This is a genomic window from Syntrophomonas palmitatica JCM 14374 (assembly GCF_001311885.1).
Lineage (GTDB): Bacteria > Bacillota > Syntrophomonadia > Syntrophomonadales > Syntrophomonadaceae > Syntrophomonas_A > Syntrophomonas_A palmitatica.
This window is the reverse complement of the sequence record NZ_BBCE01000006.1, coordinates 56,187-75,998: the sequence shown is the minus strand read 5'-3', so window position 1 is coordinate 75,998 and position 19,812 is coordinate 56,187. Positions and strand designations below refer to the sequence as shown.

Below are 19,812 nucleotides of genomic sequence, written 5' to 3'. Positions count from 1 at the left end.
CTCTTTAATCTTTCCGTTTAAAGTCTGATCTGTTCCATTTTACTCAGGATATAATCACTGGCGCCTTTATTTTCTCCGAGCAGGGTTTCAATCATATTCAGTTCATCATTTATGTAGGACAGGGCTTTAACCATCAAGCTGTCCATTTCTTTATTTATCCTTTCATTCATATTTGAAGTCAGACGATGCAGGTTTTTATCAATTTCATAATCGATCTGTTTCTCAAAATAACGCTGAAAAATACCCCTGAAGATAAACATAGGAAAGAAAAACCAAAGCATATCTAAATGAAAATCAAAAGCCCGGCTGATAGAAATGCTAGGTTTCTTTATTTCATCCACGGAAATATCAAGGGCTGCCAGATTGGCTTTTATACCTAAGACCTGTTCCAGGTTATGACTCAGTCTTTCCCGGAAGGATTTTAGATAAAATGTGAGATGTCTTTTCAACGCGCCTAATAACTCAAAGGATTTTTCTTCTTTTAATAAAATCTCCTGAAGTTCCAGGGTTAAGGTCTGATTGAGCCAGTTTTCATATTGTCTGCTGACGGAATAAAGATTGCCCTTCCAATCGGGAAAGGCCGTGCGGTAACCGTTTTTCAGCCTGGTTTCTATCTCCCCGCGGAAAGAATTCAGGTAATCATATACCTGTTCACGGTTTTTCTCTTTATAGCTGCCAATAATAAGCAGGAGTTCGCGGCGGATAAAATGAAAATGCAAATGCTCATCCAGAATTGATTCCTGAAGTCTTTTTCTATCGGACTCCTTCTGCCGGGAAGCCTCATAAGCTATTTCCAAATATGACAGACAATTATTTGATAAAGATTCAAGTTTGTGTCGCAGGATTTTGGCAAAATTTTCGTCCCGGTTCAAGGCCAGGGGCAATAAAATATCCTGTTTAATAGCTTCATTGTATTCAAGGGTTGCTTTATGAGAAGAATGTCTCAACAGCGGGAAATCCTTGTTAAAGTATTGCCGCAGCACATCTTTAGTAAATTTTTCCATATTCTGCAGGTGTTTTTCGGCAAAAAGATCGGTTTTGCTTAAAACGATAACAATTTCCGGCGAATAAAGGTAAATTTCCTGCAGCAGAGTCAGTTCATTTTCCGATATCGGTTTTTCGGCACTTATCAGGAACAGCACCGCTCCGGTTTCCGGGAACCAGCTCGTTGTTGTTTCAGTATTATGTTTCCATACACTGCCTATACCTGGTGTATCAACTAATCTGATTGTCTTGATCTGTTCAAGTCCAGGCAGCTCAATATCAACCAGCAATACATTCTTCTCATTCTCCGGATTCCCGGATTCAGAAACATAATCCTCAATTTCCTGGCTGGATATTTCCTGGCGGCTGCCATCCGTGAAGGTTACTGTGACCTTTTCCTGCGGTCCATAGCTGATGCGGCTGATAACCGCCGTAACTGGAATATTGCCAACCGGCAGCAGGGCTTTATTTAAGAAACTGTTTAAAAATGAGCTTTTGCCAGCCTTAAATTGCCCTAATACAGCCACATCAATGTATTGATTTTGTCGGGCAAAATTCTTGATCCTTTGCAGGGTTTTGTTAACGGAATGCAATCCAAATTCTTCACAAACCGACTGTATTTCTAACAAAAACTCCTGGACTTCTTTATCCATATCCATACCTCGGTTTAATCAACTTTTGCCTGCTTATTCTGCAATAAGCCAATTGGCGCGGTTGAATGATTATGTACAGTAAAAGCAGCTTTGGTTAAGGCAATCATAACGCTTTATCCCGCCGTCAGCCGGTCTCATGTTGACTAAAGGAACAGACTGTATAATAACCGAATTACTGCTTTCAGTTTTATTGCGGGTTGAGCCCGCCTTACCTTCCTGGCTTGGACAAAGCGTTATGCTTGCCTTGCGTTCAATCAGTAACCAACTTTCGCAGTTGACTAATGATGCGCAGCCAAGAACATAAACTTTCCGGTATTGTCATTGTTACGCAAACTATGTGTTTGTCGTTGCGAGGAGCGCAGCGACGCGGCAATCTTTCCCATCCCAACGCTTTTCTTCCTGCAGGGTTTATATTCCTGTGAAGATTGCGAGTGCAGCAAAGCAATCTCTCCCTTGCCATAATATTATAGATTGCTTCGCTGCGCTCGCAACGACAGGGCGATTCGTGAATCGCCCCTGCGCTAACTGCGGGATAAGACACTATAAAGCGTTTAACCACGGATAAACACTGATATACACAGATAATTTAACTCTTGACTTAAATACCGGCTGACAGCTTGGACAAAGCGTTATGCTTGCCTTGCGTTCAATCAGTAACCAACTTTCGCAGTTGACTAATGATGCGCAGCCAAGAAAATAAACTTTCCGGTATTTTCATTGTTACGCAAACTATGTGTTTGTCGTTGCGAGGAGCGCAGCGACGCGGCAATCTTTCCCATCCCAACGCTTTTCTTCCTGCAAGGGTTATACTCCTGTGAAGATTGCGAGTGACTATAACTTACCGTCCTTTTCTGCGCCCTTAATGCGGATAATCCTACCGTTTTCTGAAAGCAGCCATGCCGCTATACTGAGCCGCATTCCCTAATTCCTCTTCTATACGAACCAGCTGATTGTATTTAGCCACCCGATCAGTGCGGGCGGGTGCTCCGGTTTTTATCAACCCGGCCTTGGTAGCTACTACAAAATCAGCAATAAAGGGATCTTCGGTTTCGCCTGAACGATGCGATACCATGCAACGATAGCCTGCATCCCTGGCCATTTCTATAGTATCCAGGGTTTCGGTAAGTGTTCCGATTTGATTGAGCTTTATCAGCACGCTGTTGGCTATACCCTGTTCAATGCCTTTTTTCAAGATGGCGGGGTTGGTTACGAATATATCGTCTCCTACCAGCAAAATCCGCTGGCTGAGCCGGTCAGTCATTATTTTCCAGCCGTCCCAATCGTCCTCAGCCATACCATCTTCGATGAGTACGATGGGGAAACGGTTTACCAGTCCTTCATAATAATCCACCATCTCTTCTGAACTGCGGGCGATTCCTTCGGCCGCAAATACGTATTTCCCATCTTGATAAAATTCCGAGGCGGCCGGGTCCATAGCCAGGAATATATCCTGTCCCGGTACATAGCCTGCCTGCTCAATAGCGCTCACAATCAATTCCAATGCTTCTTCATTGGTGTTTAAATTGGGAGCAAAGCCGCCTTCATCACCAACCGAACTATTAAGATTATTCTTCTTCAAAACCGCTTTAAGAGTATGATACACCTCGGCTCCCATCCGCAGAGCTTCTTTAAAATTAGGAGCTCCAGCCGGCACAATCATAAACTCTTGCACATCCAGGTTATTATCCGCGTGCTTGCCGCCGTTTAAAATATTCATCATGGGCACCGGCAAAAGCCTGGCATTGATTCCGCCCAGATATTTGTAGAGGGGGATATTAAGAACCTTAGCAGCAGCCCGCGCCACAGCCAGGGAAACGCCCAGGATCGCGTTAGCTCCCAATTTACCTTTATTAGGGGTTCCATCTAGCTGAATCATGTGCTGATCGATTTCGTACTGGTCCAGACAATCCTCCCCGATCAATTCAGGGGCGATGATTTCATTGACATTTTTTACGGCTTTCTGAACCCCTTTGCCTGAATAACGGCTTTTATCATTGTCTCTCAATTCTACGGCTTCATTGGTTCCCGTAGATGCGCCCGAAGGAATAGCGGCCCGTCCCATTATCCCGCTTTCCAAATAAACATCCACTTCAATAGTAGGGTTCCCTCTGGAATCTAAAATCTCCCGGGCGAATACATCAGTAATAATACTCATGGTTTTAAAACATCTCCATTCTAAAATTATTTATTTTAATTAGTAACAAAGACATTTTCCCCGGTTTAGGGACTTTTATGACCGTTTGCTCTCCATCATAAAACCAGCACCAACAAAAACTGCCCCTATTCAAAAGATAGGAGCCATTAGCAGGGCGGTTCCGCAATGACAGCGAGGTGAGCTCCATCACCTGGAAAATATTAAACTATTGCTTTTTGTATATTATAACCTACAACCCCTTTATGTAAAGAAATGACCCCCCATTCGGCTGAAATTACAGACTTTTTATCCCCGACTCACATGAGTCCGGACACAAATCCAATACCGGTCAGCAAGACTACTGTTTCCACTACTCTGGTGAACCAAATGCGGGGCATCCGGTCTACAATTTGCTTGCCGGTAAATGAGCCTAATACCATCACCAGCCCCATCATCAGTCCAATGAAAAAAGTATCCCATCCCAGCAGCGCGTATTTTGAATAGACAATCCCCTTGGTTATGTGCATAACTACAGCAGTCATCGCCTCACTGGCGATGTAGGCTGAACCTACCAGCCCATAATCCAGGAAAAACGGAGCTACCAGAGGACCTACCGTTCCCACAACAGCAGATAACCAGCCAAAGACAGCACCTAACAGCATAAAGTGAATAAGGCTCATATTTACTGATTTAAGCCCGGAATGACGATATATCAAGGTTAGTATTAAAAAGGCGCCCAGTCCTGTTTTCAACCAGCTGGCATGTATTGAACCGAACATAACCGCGCCAATAATAGCCGAAGGTATACATCCCAGGCTAAAATAGAATACCACCCTCCAATCTATGGACTTTCGTCCAAACCAGGCCCGTGAGGCATTGCCCAACAGTTGAGCCACTGTAAGTATAGGTACTGCCGCCTTTATCCCGAATAAATGTACTACCAGCGGAAGCAGGATTACGCTGCCGCCAAAACCAGCCACTGCAGCTATGATTGAAGCCACCAGACTCAGGGCCAGGAGTTCAACCCCCTGCCAACCGAATAGGATTGATAAATCCATGCATTATCCCCTTACTATTATAATTTTATGATATGTATCTTCTTTTCTGTTTTAAGATAAATGGCCTGGGACCTATTCAAGACTATCAGCTCTTTGCTTTCACATTCATATTTCTTAATCCGATTATTAACAGCAGCTTCTGTTCCATAGAAGTAGCGGACCTTATGCCTGCCGCCAACATAGTAATCAAATTGCCAGTACTGCCGCATATGATCCTCTCCTTTTAAAAGGCTGGCTGCATTTTCTTTAATTATACAAGATCCAGGCTATAACACATAAGGTTGGTTTTAACTGGTATTGTTCGCAAAATCATGCTGCTCAAATACCTGCTGGTATATATCCTGCCCGAAACTTGTTCGCAAAGGCTCCCCAGCTATCATTTTATAGGTTCGCCTTCCATCGCTGTGTCTTTCTGCCCGCAGAAACATGACATTCTGCATCTGGCGGTCATGAATGCGGCTGGCAAATTCATAAAGATGGGTAACAAAGAAAACCTGAATGTTTTTCTCGATCAAGGCGCAAATGATCTGCCGGGCAAGTTCCGAGCCTTCCCTTTCATTAGTGGCGGCAAATGATTCATTGAAAAGCACCAGGGACCCAGGCTTCAGTGTATACACTATTTGGTTCATACGGCCAAGCTCCTCATCCAGTTTTCCGCTGTTCATGGCCGCGTCTTCTTTTACAGGCCAGGAATATATACTCATCACCAAGGGACATAGCATTAATCAGTATATTCAGCTCCAGATCCTGAATCAGGTCTTCTTGAACAGGTGACGATTCTAACTCCAGGTCAAAGTCCCGATCGCAATACATCAATAAAGCCTTCTTTAGTCATAAATAATATTCCGGGGAAAGTCATGGAAGCTTCCTCCTGCCAGGGCTTTTCATAAATAATTAAAGCCCCCGTCAATTTGACAGGAGCTATTAGCTGTTCAGCATTTGAGCCTTTAACGGCTGCAGGCGAGCACCATCGCCTATCTGTTATGGGATTTGGTTACATTATAGAGGATGAAGGTGCGATAATCAACGTTATTCTAGTATTCAGGGATAACTTTGTCAAGGCTTAATGCTCAGGATATTACCTGTATTGGGGGTTTTGTTTCTTCCACCAAGCTGAATGTTTAAGATCGTAAATGCGTACATCTCCTAAAAGTCCATTGGGGCGGAATATCATTAAAATTACCAGCAATGCTCCGTAGAAAAGCAGGCGGTAATCAGCTACTACGCGCAGAAACTCAGGAAGGATGGTCAGTATGACCGCTCCCAGGATGGTGCCGGGAATGCTGCCCATTCCTCCCAAGACCACCATGTTTAAGATTTCTATAGACTTGGTAAAACCGAACACCTGGGGATCGATATAATACATGAAATGAGCATATAAACCTCCGCCTAATCCTCCCAGGAACGCTCCTATGGTAAAAGCCATAACCTTCATCCGGGTCGTATCCACACCGCATGACTCAGCCGCAATTTCATTTTCACGGATAGCATATAAAGCCCGGCCGGTTCTGGAATACAGCAAACAGCCATTCAGGATTATGACCACAATAACTATAAACCATACCAGCGTAAAGGTAGTATATTGCGGAATACCCGCCAGCCCTACCGCTTTTCCCCCCGGCTCGAAATTAAGAAAAAATACGCGGATAATCTCCGCAAAACCGATGGTAACCATGGCCAGGTAGTCACCCTGCAATCTGAGGGTTGGTATGCCGATAATAACCCCGAAAACAGCGGCGATCCCCGCGCCGAGCAGAAGCGCTGCCGGAAAAGAAACCCCGTAATGCATTGAAAGTATGGCCGAAGTATATGCCCCCAGGCTCATAAATCCCGCATGACCCATGGATAATTGCCCGGTGACCCCGGTAATGAGGTTTAATCCCAGAGCCAGAATGATATTAATACCTATCAGCAATATAATGCGCAGAAAATATGGATCAATATACTGCGTCAGCAGTGCATCCAATTTTTTCACCTACACCTTTTTTTACAATTTTCTGTCCTAAGAATCCCTGCGGACGGATAATTAAAACCAGAATCAATACCCCGAAAGCAATAGCATCTTTGTAAGAAGACGATAAATAAGCCACTCCCATGATTTCCATCACCCCCAGGGTCAATCCTCCCAGCATGGCCCCGGGTATAGATCCAATACCACCTAATACCGCAGCGCAGAATGCCTTCATCCCTGCCATGGTTCCCATATAAGGCCATACCGCGTTGTAATAAATGCCGACCATTACTCCCCCGGCGGCGGCCAGCTGAACCGACCGCAAAGGTTAAAGAGATAATGCGGTTGACGTTTATCCCCATTAAGGCTGCGGCATCCAGGTCCTGCGAACAGGCCCGCATCGCTTTGCCCATGCGGGTTTTCTGCACCATAATCTCCAGTCCCACCATCAAGGCTGCCGATAATAACAGAATAATAATCTGCAAAGAGGACAGTTCCAATGAACCGAGGCTTACAGTATGTGATGGAATTACTTCGGGATAGCGCCTGGCATTGGGACTGGCGATCAAGACCATTAAAGTGGACAGAAAAATAGATACCCCTATAGCACTGATCAGGGGAGACAAACGTGAAGACTTGCCCCGCAAAGGACGATAAGCCACTCTTTCTACCAGCATTCCGGTCAGCATGCAAAAAGCCATGGCCCCCAACAGAGCCACAACAATATTCACCCCGGCTACACTGACCAAGAACCAGCCTACAAAAGCGCCTAACATAAAGATATCCCCATGGGCGAAATTAATCAGCTGAATAATACCGTAAACCATGGTATACCCTAGGGCTATCAGGGCATAGCTGCTTCCCAGGGTCAGCCCGTTTAGTAATTGCTGCCAGAACATACGCCACTTCCTATTAATTTACTAATTCAACTTTCGCACTTGATATATTATGTGCGGCCATGGGCTGCTTGACTTTGGGCCGTCAGCCGGTTTCATGTCAACTATAGGAACACAGCTTTATATTTTGCCTTATTTCAAGTGCATAAGTTGAGTTACTAACTCATAATTACTATAGCTAAATCACCCCGAACCTGAGCTTGCACAGGTCCCCGGAGAATTTAACGTTACTGGGCCTTTACCGGAATCTTTTCCAAGAGAGCGCGGAAGCTTCCGTCCTTGACTGTTAACAAGCAAACCGGGCTCTTGATAGGTTCACGGTCGGGTCCAATAGTAGTATTGCCGGAAACACCGGGATAGTCTTTCAGCTTGGCCAGTTCATTCTTGAATACCTTGGGATCGCTGCTCTTGCTGTCTTCCATAACCTTTTTGAGAATCATAACCGCATCATAATACTGCGCAGCGAACATATCCGGTTCTTCGCCATTGTATTTAGCCTTATAGGCCTTAATAAACTCAGTGGTCTGAGGGGTCTTCTCTTCCGGGGTAAAGCCGGCGTAATATATTACCTTTTCCTCGACAGCTTTGCCGCCCAGTTTCATGAGGTCTTCCCCATACAACCCGTCGCCGCCGACCATCTTGATATCCAGGCCTTGCTTTTGGGCTTCGTTCATTATTAAAGCCCCTTCTTTGTAGTAACCTGTAAATACCAGCACATCGGGTTTAACCTTTTTCATTTTTGTTACTTGAGCGCTGAAATCAGTTTCTCCGTCATTAATTGTTTCGTCCAGGACTATTTTGCCTCCAGAGTTATTAATGGCCTCTTTGAAAAGCGGGGTTAATCCCGTACTATAGCTATTATTCAATGAAGTTATAATGGCTATGTTCTTCCAACCCTTTTGTTTTACCATCCATTCAACTACAGCCGGTGAAGCATACTTGTCCAAAAGGGTATTGCGGAATATATAGTCTCCTATTTCTACTACGCCCGTACTGGTTGCGCCAGCGGACAGAAGAACCACTTTATTGGTTTGGGCTATTTTGGCCGCCACTTTGGTTAACCCGGTGCAGGGGTCGCCAACCATAGCCACTACCTTGTCACGGGTAATATACTTGGTAGCAATATTGGCAATTTCCGCTGAATCGCCCTTATTATCCTCATAGATTCCCACAACTTGCTTTCCCAGTATACCGCCCTGGGCATTAACCTCATCAATAGCCATTTTCATGCCTTTTTGCCCGGGAATGCCATAACACGCTACATCTCCTGTGGTAGCGCCCAGGAAGCCCAGTTTGATTGTATCAGCCTGTTTAGCCGAGTCTTTCTGAGCCTCCCCTCCATCTTTCTTGGCACAGCCGGAAAAAAGCGAAAAAACCATTAACAAGCACAACAGCATAACCAGTTTGGAATTAGTTCTAAACCTCAAAACATTGCCCTCCCTACTAAATTTTTATAAAGGCAGCAAAGATACCAGTTTTTCATCACCCCCGTAAATAAGATAACCGTTGATATTTTTCCGTTTATATATTCCGTTTTTTTAGACAAATTCCTGCAACGGAAAGAAGGCTATTCTATTAGAAACGGAGCCAGGGGTATATCATCGTAATCAGCGGCCCGCAAAAATAATTCCACGCCCGGATGAGAACGGTAATCATCCACCAGTTGTTTAAATAAAAGATCAAAACTGCTGAATCCGCCTTTGGAATCTGTCCGCAAAAGACCTTTCTCCTCAGCGAAGATGCAGGTAGCCGCCGCACCGGTCCACGCAATCTCGTAAATTAGTTGTTCGGTTGATCCGGTCAGGGGGGTGCAGATATAGAAGCGGCATATCAGGGAACGAAGCGGGTAAATGGTACAGATGTCTTCTCGCAGAAAAACACAGGGATTAGGCTTTAACCTCAGCAAACCTAATTCTCGTTTCTGGGTCTGACAATAATCATCAATAAACTCGTGGTAATCATAATTCAACCCGGCAGCCATCTTACGGAAGGCAACCAGATCGGGGATTACATAGGCGGTATTGCAGCAGTTAACTTTACAGGCCCGGCAGCTGGCATGACCTCCTTCAGCATATAACTTGACAATCTTTTCATCATCACACAGGGGCTGCCAAACCTGCAGAAGATCGGCAACGGTAGCCGAAATATCAATAACTTCTATATTTAAAAGATTTTGTCCATTCTCTGTTTGTTGTTTTAACTCTATTTTATTCATTGCCAAAACCTAACTTTTCATAAAGTTATATTTAAAGTTGCGCGCAAGATATGAATTTGTTTAAAGCAGATGCGAAAGTTAAGTTATATTCCATTTAAAGGCGATACCTTACTCCCATATTACATCTTCTTTTATCACCCGGGCCGGGTTTCCTCCCACCAGAGTACGGGGAGGAACATCCTTGGTTACCACGGCATTATTGGCGATAACGGCGCCTTCTCCCACCGTCACTCCTTTGAGAATTACCGCCCGGCAGCTATCCAGACATGATCTTCAATTATAATCGGGGCAATTAAGGTTTGGGGAATTTGACCCCGGATGCCAAACGGATGAGAGGAAGTATCCATAAACAGCACATGCCAGCTGATGGCGCAGCCCTTGCCGATACGAACCTCCCGCACTGCCAGTATATTAGTATAATCCCCCAGGTAGGTATTATCACCTATGTAAATCCTGGCATTTTCGCCCGTAGAAAAAAGCACCTGCCGCTCCAGCAGCACATTATGTCCTATATGGACCTCTGAACCCTTGCCCAGGTGAAAACACCCCGGGTTGCGCGCCCGCAGGTTATCCCCGCAGCTGCTCAGGTACTTTTTCACCCTCCAGGTAGTATAAGCATCCTTCATCTCCTGCCACATATACAGCACCTCCCCGGAAAATATGAATTAGCCGCTGCTTAACACTGATTTGCACAGATTCTTAATTCTGCAGTTAATCCCCATACCACTGATTTTTACTGATGATTATAACCTGCATATAATGGATTTTTACTCTAAATTATGAAATGAACCTGGTTCAGCCGCTATATGGCTTTTTGCCGATGTTATCATTTACTTACTTAAACTTTCGCACAACATCTCCAAATTTATTCTTGTATTGGCAGAACTATCAGTGTTCATCTGGGTTAATCTGGGGCTATTAACTTCTTTATCGCTGCGCGGGCGAGCTGGTCGCAGCGCTCGTTGAACTCATCCCCGGCGTGGCCTTTGACCTTTTCTATCTTCACCCGGTTTTTCTGCAGCAAGGCCAGCAAATTCAGCCATAAATCCTGGTTGGCCACCGCTTCTTTTTTGCTGTTTTTCCAGCCGTTTTTCTGCCAGTTTTCAATCCATCCCTGTTTAAAAGCATTCACTATATAAGCGCTGTCGGAATAAACCGTTACTTCCCATCCGCTCACCTTTAACGCTTTCAGCGCTTCGATAACAGCCGTCAATTCCATGCGCTGGTTGGTGGTTGCCTCCTCGCCGCCAGAAATTTCCTTAATATGTTCCCCATAAAAAAGAACAGCTCCCCATCCGCCAGGTCCCGGATTGCCAGAGCATGCTCCATCAGTATATATAATTATCTTTTTCATGCACCCACTCCACTACTTCAACACTCGAAGCATCGCAAGCTTAATAATAGTCACCCCAAATTATTGTCAGTCATCGTGCCGGGGTTTGCGGCTTACAATCTCCACCGCTTCTGTAACCGCTACCAAAACCGCAATATTATATTTATTGTCAAGTGATACCGCTCGGGCGATAATTTCACCCTTACGGCTTACCACATACTTGGGAGGGAGTTTATTCAGGGCATATGCGGCCATATCCGCCTGGCATTTTTCACAGCGGCAGGCTTCAGGTTTGCTGTTAAGAACTTTGCCCAGCGTCTCCCAAACCAGTGGTTCCACAATATTTTTAACAATCATTTTTACACCAACCTGTATTAGATTAGGCTTTTTGACATCTTAGACGAAAAAACTTTCACTGCTGCTTCACTATATGTTAAATACTGCAAAAAGCTCAAAAATCCTCTTTTTCACCGGCCAACAAAAAACGGTTCTTTATCACCTTTAGTGAAAGAACCGCTGTAAATTCAGGTTAATTTTCAGATACTTTCTGCGTGGTCGCTTCGGATTGTTTTACAAAACCCCCAATATCACCATCTAAAATGGCCTGGTTGTCTTTTTGCCTTTCTTTATTCAATTCCCGGTATTTTTCCTTAACCTGCTGGGCATCGGTTTTATAAAATCCCGAACCCTTAAATACTACTCCTACATTTTTACTTATCAAACGCTCTACATTTCCATTACAAACCGGGCATTGTTCCAGGGGAGGTTCAGTAATCCTCTGCATCTTTTCAAACTTTCCGCAATTTTCACATTTATAATCGTAAATCGCATTTTATCACCCCGGTTATAAATTATAAACCATCGTAAAATAAATTATCAATGCCAGAGTTCCGTTCCAAACCCCATGAGCCACAGCAGACACCAGTATACTCCCGGTCTTTTCATATATCCAGCACAACAAGGCTCCGCCCACCGCCAGCGGTATGGTTCGCCACAGATCCCAGTGGGCCAGGCCAAAAACCGCACCGGCTGCTGTCGCTCCCCACCGTATCCCCAGATGCCTGCGGAAAACCGGGTACATCATACCCCGGTAAAAGAGTTCCTCGGAAATTGGAGCCAGTACACTTCCCATAAACAACAAAAGCAGCAAAGCAGGGATATTATCTATAGAACGTAGTATCTTCTCAAAAACCTGCGGTTCCAGGTCTGGCTGCAGGTAATTTATAGGGTAGCCGAGAATCATAACCATTCCCAGCAGCAGCACCCCGCCTAAGAAGCCATATTTAATAAAAGCCTCCTTTGAAGCCGATTTCAGGCCGAGTTGTTGCCAATCGGCCTTATTCACAATAATCGTGAAAAAGACCACCATCGCAATGGTAGTTATAAATTGAACTATGTAGGCGGTAACGAAAGCATTGAACTGGTTATCCGCCAAGCCTATCCAGCGGACAAATCCGCCGCTTTGCTGATCAGCCCAGGAATACGCCCAGCCGACCAGCATTATGCAGAAGTAGGCCAGTATTATTTCCACAAAACCCCAACGCGGATATTTATCCGTTACTTCCAGTTTCATTCCCCCCAGCCAATTTATCTTCCTCTATGCTATAATACCATATTCCCAAGGTAACACATCACAAAGATTCGCCGGCATTTTCCAGGGCGACTTCGGCTTTGACCTCAATCCTGGCGTTTTGTATGAACTCCTCACTGTCAATAACCGGCGTCAGTTCCCGGCGCCATTTGGCCAGGGCATACTTATTGATATCTATACAGTCTGTCTTTAATTCGTTTTGCATTTTAGCCAAAAAACGCTGGCACTCGCCTTCTACTTTATTGGCTATCGACCTCTCTATGCAGTCTACACACTCCTGGTCGAGAGTCTGGGCGTGATTTAGGTGTTCGACCACTACCCCATGTAGTTTGATATTTATATAATAGGTATATTGATTTCCCTGCCTGACAACCTTTACTTTGCGCCTGTTGCCTATAAACACCGTCCCCTTTTGTTCGCCTTTTCCATCCCCCTGCAATTGAAAAGGGTAGTATCCTTTGGCTTTTATGCCCCTCAGCATCATCATGGTCCTGGTCTCGTCAGTATTGCATAAATATATCAGCTTATCCTTTCTAAAGAGCGCCGCTCCCCCTATAATAATTTTGTTTTTGTCTTTTTTTACTACGGGCAAAACCGGGTTTTTCCCCGGCGCCAGATTGACAAACATTTCAAATCCCCTAACCGTAGGAATAAAGCTTTTTTTCTGGGCCTCACCCAGGAGAATAATCAGATAGAAACCATTGTTCTGATAATCCTTGGCCGGTGTCTTTATTATCTCCTCAGCCCGGCCCTGTGCCACCGCAAAAAGCATGGTGCCGCTGATACCCGGTACTCTCCCCAAGGTGTCTATATAATTTGTGTAACCATGCCTTGCCAAATCATATCCTAGAATTAAAACCCGGTTTATGCCTGGAAGATATTCATCAGCATCATAATATGTCCTGGGATTTCTGGCATAAGCCGTGGTTCTTTCCGACAGGGTTTGAACATGGAGCTTGTTGGGCGCCTCGGGAGAAAGGTTGGGAATCAAAGTGGTAACATCGACCCAATCGGGGCCTTGCTTATCTCCGCGATGAACATCATAGCCGGCACACAAGGGAAAGGCCAGTTTGTCTACATCACGCGCATCCCAGCAGCCGGACATTAACAAAACCAGCCCTAAAAACAATGTCGCTAACCGCCTTCTATTTTTCATGATCCAGCCCTCCTATAAAAGCGGCCAGATGAAGCCCCGCCGGATAAAGCAGGCTGACCGCCAGCGCGACTAAACCGACATAATCCCAGATTTTAAAAACCGCAAAAATGTCGCCGGGTATTAAAGCCAGCCCGAACATGGCTGTGACAGCGGCCAGGGCCACCAGATGAAAGCGGTTATCATTGATATTAAAGAGCTGGCTGAGCGATAAGGAAGCGGCAAAACCCATGGTAAAAGCGGGGCGAGCGCCCAGGCCTATCCAAAAGGCCAGCAGGAAGAACTCCAGGCGCGGGAAAGCTGTGAAACTGACCGTTTTATAGTAATATATGCCCGGCCAAAGCAGCAGTTTGATCAAATCGAGGCCAAAAACCAGAATGCCTAAAATTATAATATAAATGTATACTCCCAGGGTGATGCCAATCGCGGTCAATCCGGCCTTAATTATTCTTTCTTTTTTATCCACCAGTGAATATATAACCAGAAGGATTTCCAGCCCTTCAAAGGCAAAGGCGCTGTATAAGACACCCTTCATTAGACCGGCGGGATCGATTTCCCATAGCGGCAGGAGATTATTGTAATCTCCCATAGGCAAAGGCACAAGGGCGATTATGAGGGTAATAAGCAAAATATAAAAAATCAATTCATTTATTCTGGCTACTACCCGCGAACCTTTGCTGATCACATAATAAACCGAAAACGCCACGAGTAAGAGTATAACCCATAAAGGCGTGGCCGGCAGCATATAGATCTTGGTCACATCGGCAAAGGTTCTTATTACTATTGATTCAAAAACAATAATATACAGTATAAATAGCATGACCATAATAAATCCCGCTGTTTTACCCAACAATCTCTGATTAAGCTCTATAAAATTCACACCCGGCACGCGGCGGCAGATACGTTCGATCATAAACAGAGACAACAGCGGAACCAGCGCTCCGATGGGCAGGGCCATCCAGGCGGTTTGCCCGGCAGCGTCGACTAACCCGCGCGGAATGCTGAGACAGCGATTCCAATCGTAGCTCCTATAAATACAAACACCAATTGTTTGCTGGTTATGCTGGCACTGGACTTAGTTCCCATATCCTCCTCCAGATTGTCTGGTATTTCCCTGGCGGCGGTCATCCTGATGAGGAATAGATGCGGGCCGCTGTTTCATTTTCCACAGCGGGAACCTGAACAGAGTATCCTGCAAATCCCGGTACCTGGTAGGGGCAAAGGGGGCAAAATAGGGAACCCCCAGGCTCTCCAGGCTGGTCAGGTGTGTAAGCAGCAAAAGCCAACCCAAAGAAAATCCAAATAAGCCAAAGGCGGCCGCTAAGAAAAGCATCGGCAGGCGTATAACCCTGCTGGCCAGTATCATGGAATTGGAGGGCAGGGCAAAGGTAGCCAGAGCCGTAATGGCTATCACGATAATGATACCGGGAGAAGCCAGCTTGGCCGCAACCGCTGCCTGACCCAGTATAATACCTGCCACCACCCCTACGGTTTGCCCTACCGAACCGGGCAGACGCAGTCCGGATTCGATAACCAGCTGAATAATAATTTCCTGTAACAGGGTTTCGAGAAGCACAGGAAAGGGAACCTGTTTGCGCGCCTGGGCCAGGCTTGTTATCAAACCCGTGGGCAGCATCTCGGGGTGAAAACTTAACAATGAGATATATAAGGCCGGCAGCGAGATAGCGATAAAAAAGGCCAGGAATCTCAGCAGTCTCTGGTATGACGCACCCAGGGTCCTTTCATAATAGTCTTCCGACGCCTGCATGAACTCTATAAAAAGAGACGGCATGGACAGGGCCAGCGGCGTTCCGTCGGGTATTATGACTATACGGCCTTCCAGAAGTTTCATGGTTAATTTGTCCGGTCTTTCACTCGACCAAACCTGTGGAAAAATCGCGCTGGGCTGGTCTTCGATAAATTGTTCAATATATCCTGAAGCCACTATTCCATCGATGTCGATCGCATCCAGCCTGCGCTCTAGTTCAGCCACGAGTTCAGGTGATGCTATGTCCTCAACATAGAGAATCGCCACCTGGTTGCGGGTACGTTTGCCTACCACGGTTTTCTTTACTACTAAATTTGGGTCTCTGAGTCTTCGGCGAATCATCGAGATATTGACATCGAGAATCTCTACAAATCCTTCTCTTGAGCCTCTAATAGTCCTTTCTCCCGGTGGTTCGTCAACCGCCCTGAATTCGCCCCCGTGGATCTCCACTGCCAGTACCGTACTTATACCGTTGAATAACAGCACCAGCATGCCGTCATAAATGTGATGAACCAGGCTGTTAAGATTATCAATGGATTTAATATTACCTACATGTACGATTTTTTCTTGAAATAGTTTGAGCGGGTCTGATTGGCTGTGGTCATATTCAGCATCCGCTAACATCAGCGGCCGCAAAACGTCTTCGTTTAACATATTCTTATCAATAACCGCATTGATATATACAGCCACAGCCTCGATATCTAGACCCCTGCCGGCTGAAAACGAACGTTTTACGATATCATCACTTTTTTCAATATAGGGCTGCAGCAAGCTGATTTTATCTTGCAGCCCTGGCGGAAGCGGGGTTTGAGGAATATCTGAGTGTAAACGGCGGTTGGTTTCCTCTGCTGCACATGCTTTACGCGCTAATATCCTCATTCAGCCATACTCCTGCTTATTTTGCTATAGCTTTCCCTATCAGAAGATGGCTATGCGCCGGTTCATTTGCATTTGTAATTTTCAGGCCGGAGATTATAGGAATGATAGGACGATTATCACCAGCATGGAATGCGTGAAAAAAAGCAATGCGCTGAAACGTTCAGCTTTCCAGCGGAATATTTCTTTGAGCTTCAATCTGCCGGCGAAGAAACCGGCCAGATTATACGTTAATAATAAAAGATGCAGCAGTTCGTATCCTGCAAAGAAACAGGTAAACAAAATCATAAACAGATTGTCTAAAGTTAAAAAAGCCAATATGAAGTAAGCTGTTTCCGCCAACATTGATATAAACAGCATTCCCCAGAGCTGGCCTTTAGCTTTGGCGCCGCGGCTGATAATCCAGGCCGCCAATCCCTGCATCATTTCCGATTCAAACTCTTCAGGGCTGCCCTTAATTATTTTAATAAAATAAAATGAGTATATGATAAACAAAATACCGGCAAATACAACTAACGACCCAGCCACCGTTTCACCACCTTGAATATAAGCCTTATATAAAGCAGCTTTTGCACTCTTAACTATATATCATAAAGCTTTGCTCATGCAAAGAGAGCCTAAGAACAAATTCGCCCTCCGGGCGATCAGCGTTATCGTTTTAGATTGCCGCGCCGCTGCGCTATCGCAGCGACAGTAAGATTGTTCCCGAAGATAATCCTCTATTGTGTCATTGCGAGCACAGCGAAGCAATCTTTCGTGTCATTGCGAGCACAGCGAAGCAATCTTTCCCCGTTATCTATCCGCAGCCGTTTGCAAACCATACTTCCTATACATTAAAAAAACATGACCAGGACGACATTGCCCTTGTCATGCAGCGGTTATTATAAAACACTTAACTTTTGCACCCCTAACCAAGGCAAATATAATGCTTTATCCAAGGCGGACTCAACCCCTAAAGCAAGATATTAATTTATTTGTTAATTTTTGTTAATTGTCTAAGCTTTTGTTTATGCTCCCGCGGCCTGATTTAATATGCCCTTTTTTCGAGCTTGTCTGATTTGATTCAACATGAACTCCCGGTCTTCAGGACGATGTACATAATCAAGCCCGTCCACTTTTATAACAAGAATTCCCCCGCCCAGTGCATACTCCCTGTAATTCTTCTCGTAGCATTTATTCAAAGTATCCCAGTATTCCCATTCCACTTCCACCTCATCGGGCCTGCCCCGGCGGTGTATACGGCGAATAGCTCCTCGGTATCCACTTGCAGATAAACCAGCAGTTTGGGCGGGATAACATGTTCCAGCATGGTCTCCAGGAGATTATCGTAAACAGCGTATTCTTCAGGGCTTAAATATCCGTATTCCAGGTACATACGGGCGAAAATCCGGTCTGAATAAATGGAGCGGTCCATCACCGCCAATCCGGTTTTCATGGCTTCGCGGTATTGTTTAAAACGGTTGGTCAAGAAGTTGGTCTGCATGGGGAATGCCCACTTTTCACGATCATAGAAGAACTTATGCAGCAGACGGTTTTCATCTTCAAACATTTCACTGAAAGGCTGCAATCCAAATTCCTCACATATAATCTTCACCAGGCTGGATTTACCCACCCCGGTAACCCCGTCCACAACAATCTCTACCTGTTTAAGCTCGTCCACCCGTAAATCCCCTTCCTAATAAACGCACTCGCATCTTTTTCTTTAGTTCGTGTTCCAGCCTGAAAATCCTTCACCAAATATTATTTGAAGATTTTATTCTTAAGGTTTTCCCAAGCCGTAATGCAAACTGCGTAGTATATCTGTTTTTCGCTGCTCTGGCGACCTATCAAGAGTCCTGGGGCTCTCTGTTAATCTTTATTTTAATCGGGGTCAGCTTCTAATATTTGAAAAGAATTGCGCACCAGGGTACGCAGCCGCACCCTGGCATCCCATAAGCGGGCTATATATTTTATAGTATGCATGGCATACTCCAACTGCAGTTCCCGGTGATCCCATTCGTGTTCCAACATCAAAAGGCGGTCCTTTTTGCCGACTTCCCTTACCACAATATTTGGAACCGCCTGAATGCCAACGTTTGCGGCCAAAATATTTCTGATTTTCTGCCAGCCTTCCTCATCTGCCACTTCGCTGACCACGAAGTCCCGCCCTTTCTTGAAATAGGCGAAAAGATTCAATTCATGGCAGAGTTCCCTATCAAGAAATTTACGTATGAAAGAAGCATCACGTTCCTGCTCCCGTACCGCAAATAGATGTGAAATCCCCTTTGCCTGTTCCAGTTTCTCAAATATCTTAAACCCCAGGTGATAAGGATTAATTGAGCCCTCATGAGGCGAGATCACCTGGTTATGACGTTTCAAAAACTCCAGATACAGGTCCTGCGGCAGGTCAAGTTCTTTCAGCAATTTATTATGCCAGTAGCTGGCCCAGCCCTCATTCATGATTTTGGTTTCTATTTGCGGCAAAAATACAGACTTTCTTCGCGAACAATCCGTATAATGTCACGTTCCCATTCTTCCAAAGGGGCATGTTCATATAGAAACAGCAGCAGGTCTTCTTCTATTTCCAGAGGTACACGGTTCAGATCAGGCGGTTCAGGTTTAACCGCAGACTGGAACAGCGGATACTGAGAAACAGGCGGCATGGACTTTCTGACCAGCTCTGCTTTCTGGGCCTCGGTACTTAGATGCTTTTGCCCAACGTTACGGTAAGTTTGAAAGCGCAGCGTATGGGCCGCGTCAAGCACTCTCTCCACCCGTTCATATCCAATGCTGGGGTCCTGCATATACTCCTCAATCCTGCGGGCATGCGATTTGAACATTTCCAGGGAATGTTCCGCTCTGGTTCCCCCGGCAAAAAGCCGGTTGTTTTTAAAAAAAGTCGTTGTGGCCATAAACATGCGCCATGGTTAATACCTGCAGCAGCAAGGTATTGTCTTTCATAAGATAGGCCAGACAAGGATTGGAATTGATGACCATTTCATAGGGCAAACCGGTAAGGTTATAATGATAAAAGGTTTTTTTGCGTTCGTAGGCCTTGCCGAAGCTCCAGTGCCGGTAGCGTACAGGTATTCCTGAATAGGCTTCATAGCCAATCATATTTTCATAGCTTACTATCTCAAATTCCTGTGGATAACAGTCCAGGCCTACATCCTTGACCAGATTTTCAATGTGCTGGTTGTATGCTTCTAATTGCTGCAGGC

19 protein-coding genes, 3 pseudogenes and 2 riboswitches are annotated in these 19,812 nt (G+C 45.3%); all 22 genes and pseudogenes read right to left on the bottom strand.

Annotated elements, in window-relative coordinates:
- Positions 1 to 17: 17 nt before the first annotated feature.
- Complete coding sequence (locus JCM14374_RS04800; RefSeq protein ID WP_172674154.1) at positions 18 to 1,637, bottom strand: dynamin family protein; 1,620 nt, start codon at positions 1,635 to 1,637, stop codon at positions 18 to 20.
- A gap of 874 nt (positions 1,638 to 2,511) precedes the next feature.
- A complete protein-coding gene (eno, locus tag JCM14374_RS04795; RefSeq protein WP_054694180.1) occupies positions 2,512 to 3,792 on the bottom strand; it encodes a phosphopyruvate hydratase in 1,281 nt (426 codons plus the stop codon).
- 130 nt (positions 3,793 to 3,922) lie between these two features.
- Positions 3,923 to 3,992, bottom strand: a riboswitch (Fluoride riboswitch).
- 96 nt (positions 3,993 to 4,088) lie between these two features.
- Entirely contained in the window at positions 4,089 to 4,829 is a 741-nt protein-coding gene (locus JCM14374_RS04790) for a sulfite exporter TauE/SafE family protein (protein WP_054694177.1), read from the bottom strand.
- A gap of 17 nt (positions 4,830 to 4,846) precedes the next feature.
- Positions 4,847 to 5,038 (bottom strand): hypothetical protein, encoded by a 192-nt coding sequence (locus tag JCM14374_RS04785; RefSeq protein WP_054694174.1) that lies wholly within the window; start codon positions 5,036 to 5,038, stop codon positions 4,847 to 4,849.
- Between the two features lie 78 nt (positions 5,039 to 5,116).
- Positions 5,117 to 5,494: a P-loop NTPase family protein gene (locus JCM14374_RS04780; protein WP_054694170.1), complete on the bottom strand. Its 378-nt coding sequence runs from the start codon at positions 5,492 to 5,494 to the stop codon at positions 5,117 to 5,119.
- Entirely contained in the window at positions 5,472 to 5,642 is a 171-nt protein-coding gene (locus tag JCM14374_RS13415) for a hypothetical protein (protein WP_157048964.1), read from the bottom strand. The genes JCM14374_RS04780 and JCM14374_RS13415 overlap by 23 nt, the downstream gene beginning before the upstream one ends.
- Positions 5,643 to 5,737: 95 nt before the next feature.
- Positions 5,738 to 5,813: riboswitch (Fluoride riboswitch) on the bottom strand.
- 94 nt (positions 5,814 to 5,907) lie between these two features.
- Positions 5,908 to 6,804: a branched-chain amino acid ABC transporter permease gene (locus JCM14374_RS04775; RefSeq protein ID WP_054694167.1), complete on the bottom strand. Its 897-nt coding sequence runs from the start codon at positions 6,802 to 6,804 to the stop codon at positions 5,908 to 5,910.
- Positions 6,767 to 7,679 (bottom strand): annotated as a pseudogene (locus tag JCM14374_RS04770) (branched-chain amino acid ABC transporter permease). The gene JCM14374_RS04775 and the pseudogene JCM14374_RS04770 overlap by 38 nt, the downstream one beginning before the upstream one ends.
- Before the next feature lie 224 nt (positions 7,680 to 7,903).
- Complete coding sequence (locus JCM14374_RS04765) at positions 7,904 to 9,103, bottom strand: ABC transporter substrate-binding protein (protein WP_242848825.1); 1,200 nt, start codon at positions 9,101 to 9,103, stop codon at positions 7,904 to 7,906.
- A gap of 140 nt (positions 9,104 to 9,243) precedes the next feature.
- Positions 9,244 to 9,891, bottom strand: coding sequence for a YkgJ family cysteine cluster protein (locus tag JCM14374_RS04760; RefSeq protein WP_242848829.1), 648 nt, complete (start codon positions 9,889 to 9,891; stop codon positions 9,244 to 9,246).
- 108 nt (positions 9,892 to 9,999) lie between these two features.
- Positions 10,000 to 10,122: an LbetaH domain-containing protein gene (locus JCM14374_RS14460; protein ID WP_369397301.1), complete on the bottom strand. Its 123-nt coding sequence runs from the start codon at positions 10,120 to 10,122 to the stop codon at positions 10,000 to 10,002.
- 11 nt (positions 10,123 to 10,133) lie between these two features.
- A complete protein-coding gene (locus tag JCM14374_RS04755) occupies positions 10,134 to 10,529 on the bottom strand; it encodes an acyltransferase (RefSeq protein WP_242848824.1) in 396 nt (131 codons plus the stop codon).
- A gap of 266 nt (positions 10,530 to 10,795) precedes the next feature.
- Positions 10,796 to 11,245, bottom strand: a complete 450-nt coding sequence (gene rnhA / locus JCM14374_RS04750; protein ID WP_054694161.1) for a ribonuclease HI — start codon at positions 11,243 to 11,245, stop codon at positions 10,796 to 10,798.
- A 66-nt stretch (positions 11,246 to 11,311) separates the two neighbouring features.
- On the bottom strand, positions 11,312 to 11,581 hold the full coding sequence (locus JCM14374_RS04745; protein WP_054694156.1) for a late competence development ComFB family protein: 270 nt from the start codon (positions 11,579 to 11,581) through the stop codon (positions 11,312 to 11,314).
- Positions 11,582 to 11,753: 172 nt separating this feature from the next.
- On the bottom strand, positions 11,754 to 12,050 hold the full coding sequence (locus tag JCM14374_RS04740) for an FmdB family zinc ribbon protein (protein ID WP_278279235.1): 297 nt from the start codon (positions 12,048 to 12,050) through the stop codon (positions 11,754 to 11,756).
- 18 nt (positions 12,051 to 12,068) lie between these two features.
- On the bottom strand, positions 12,069 to 12,797 hold the full coding sequence (locus JCM14374_RS04735) for a CPBP family intramembrane glutamic endopeptidase (protein ID WP_054694151.1): 729 nt from the start codon (positions 12,795 to 12,797) through the stop codon (positions 12,069 to 12,071).
- A 58-nt stretch (positions 12,798 to 12,855) separates the two neighbouring features.
- A complete protein-coding gene (locus JCM14374_RS04730; protein WP_054694148.1) occupies positions 12,856 to 13,971 on the bottom strand; it encodes a Ger(x)C family spore germination protein in 1,116 nt (371 codons plus the stop codon).
- Positions 13,961 to 14,968, bottom strand: coding sequence for a GerAB/ArcD/ProY family transporter (locus JCM14374_RS04725; protein ID WP_278279234.1), 1,008 nt, complete (start codon positions 14,966 to 14,968; stop codon positions 13,961 to 13,963). The genes JCM14374_RS04730 and JCM14374_RS04725 overlap by 11 nt, the downstream gene beginning before the upstream one ends.
- A 75-nt stretch (positions 14,969 to 15,043) precedes the next feature.
- Positions 15,044 to 16,615 (bottom strand): spore germination protein, encoded by a 1,572-nt coding sequence (locus JCM14374_RS04720; protein ID WP_054694144.1) that lies wholly within the window; start codon positions 16,613 to 16,615, stop codon positions 15,044 to 15,046.
- A gap of 93 nt (positions 16,616 to 16,708) precedes the next feature.
- On the bottom strand, positions 16,709 to 17,140 hold the full coding sequence (locus JCM14374_RS04715) for a hypothetical protein (protein ID WP_054694141.1): 432 nt from the start codon (positions 17,138 to 17,140) through the stop codon (positions 16,709 to 16,711).
- Between the two features lie 479 nt (positions 17,141 to 17,619).
- Positions 17,620 to 18,206, bottom strand: a pseudogene (locus tag JCM14374_RS04710) (deoxynucleoside kinase).
- A 266-nt stretch (positions 18,207 to 18,472) separates the two neighbouring features.
- Positions 18,473 to 19,810: pseudogene (locus JCM14374_RS04705) on the bottom strand (SpoVR family protein).
- Positions 19,811 to 19,812 lie beyond the last annotated feature (2 nt).

Bases quoted from the DNA above. Each gene is read 5' to 3' on its own strand.
- JCM14374_RS13415 (WP_157048964.1), bottom strand. From the start codon at position 5,642: ATGTATTGCGATCGGGACTTTGACCTGGAGTTAGAATCGTCACCTGTT.
- JCM14374_RS04735 (WP_054694151.1), bottom strand. From the start codon at position 12,797: ATGAAACTGGAAGTAACGGATAAATATCCGCGTTGGGGTTTTGTGGAA.
- JCM14374_RS04720 (WP_054694144.1), bottom strand. From the start codon at position 16,615: ATGAGGATATTAGCGCGTAAAGCATGTGCAGCAGAGGAAACCAACCGC.
- JCM14374_RS04755 (WP_242848824.1), bottom strand. From the start codon at position 10,529: ATGTGGCAGGAGATGAAGGATGCTTATACTACCTGGAGGGTGAAAAAG.
- JCM14374_RS04730 (WP_054694148.1), bottom strand. From the start codon at position 13,971: ATGAAAAATAGAAGGCGGTTAGCGACATTGTTTTTAGGGCTGGTTTTG.
- JCM14374_RS04745 (WP_054694156.1), bottom strand. From the start codon at position 11,581: ATGATTGTTAAAAATATTGTGGAACCACTGGTTTGGGAGACGCTGGGC.
- JCM14374_RS04760 (WP_242848829.1), bottom strand. From the start codon at position 9,891: ATGAATAAAATAGAGTTAAAACAACAAACAGAGAATGGACAAAATCTT.
- rnhA (WP_054694161.1), bottom strand. From the start codon at position 11,245: ATGAAAAAGATAATTATATATACTGATGGAGCATGCTCTGGCAATCCG.
- JCM14374_RS04800 (WP_172674154.1), bottom strand. From the start codon at position 1,637: ATGGATAAAGAAGTCCAGGAGTTTTTGTTAGAAATACAGTCGGTTTGT.
- eno (WP_054694180.1), bottom strand. From the start codon at position 3,792: ATGAGTATTATTACTGATGTATTCGCCCGGGAGATTTTAGATTCCAGA.
- JCM14374_RS04780 (WP_054694170.1), bottom strand. From the start codon at position 5,494: ATGAACAGCGGAAAACTGGATGAGGAGCTTGGCCGTATGAACCAAATA.
- JCM14374_RS04790 (WP_054694177.1), bottom strand. From the start codon at position 4,829: ATGGATTTATCAATCCTATTCGGTTGGCAGGGGGTTGAACTCCTGGCC.
- JCM14374_RS04785 (WP_054694174.1), bottom strand. From the start codon at position 5,038: ATGCGGCAGTACTGGCAATTTGATTACTATGTTGGCGGCAGGCATAAG.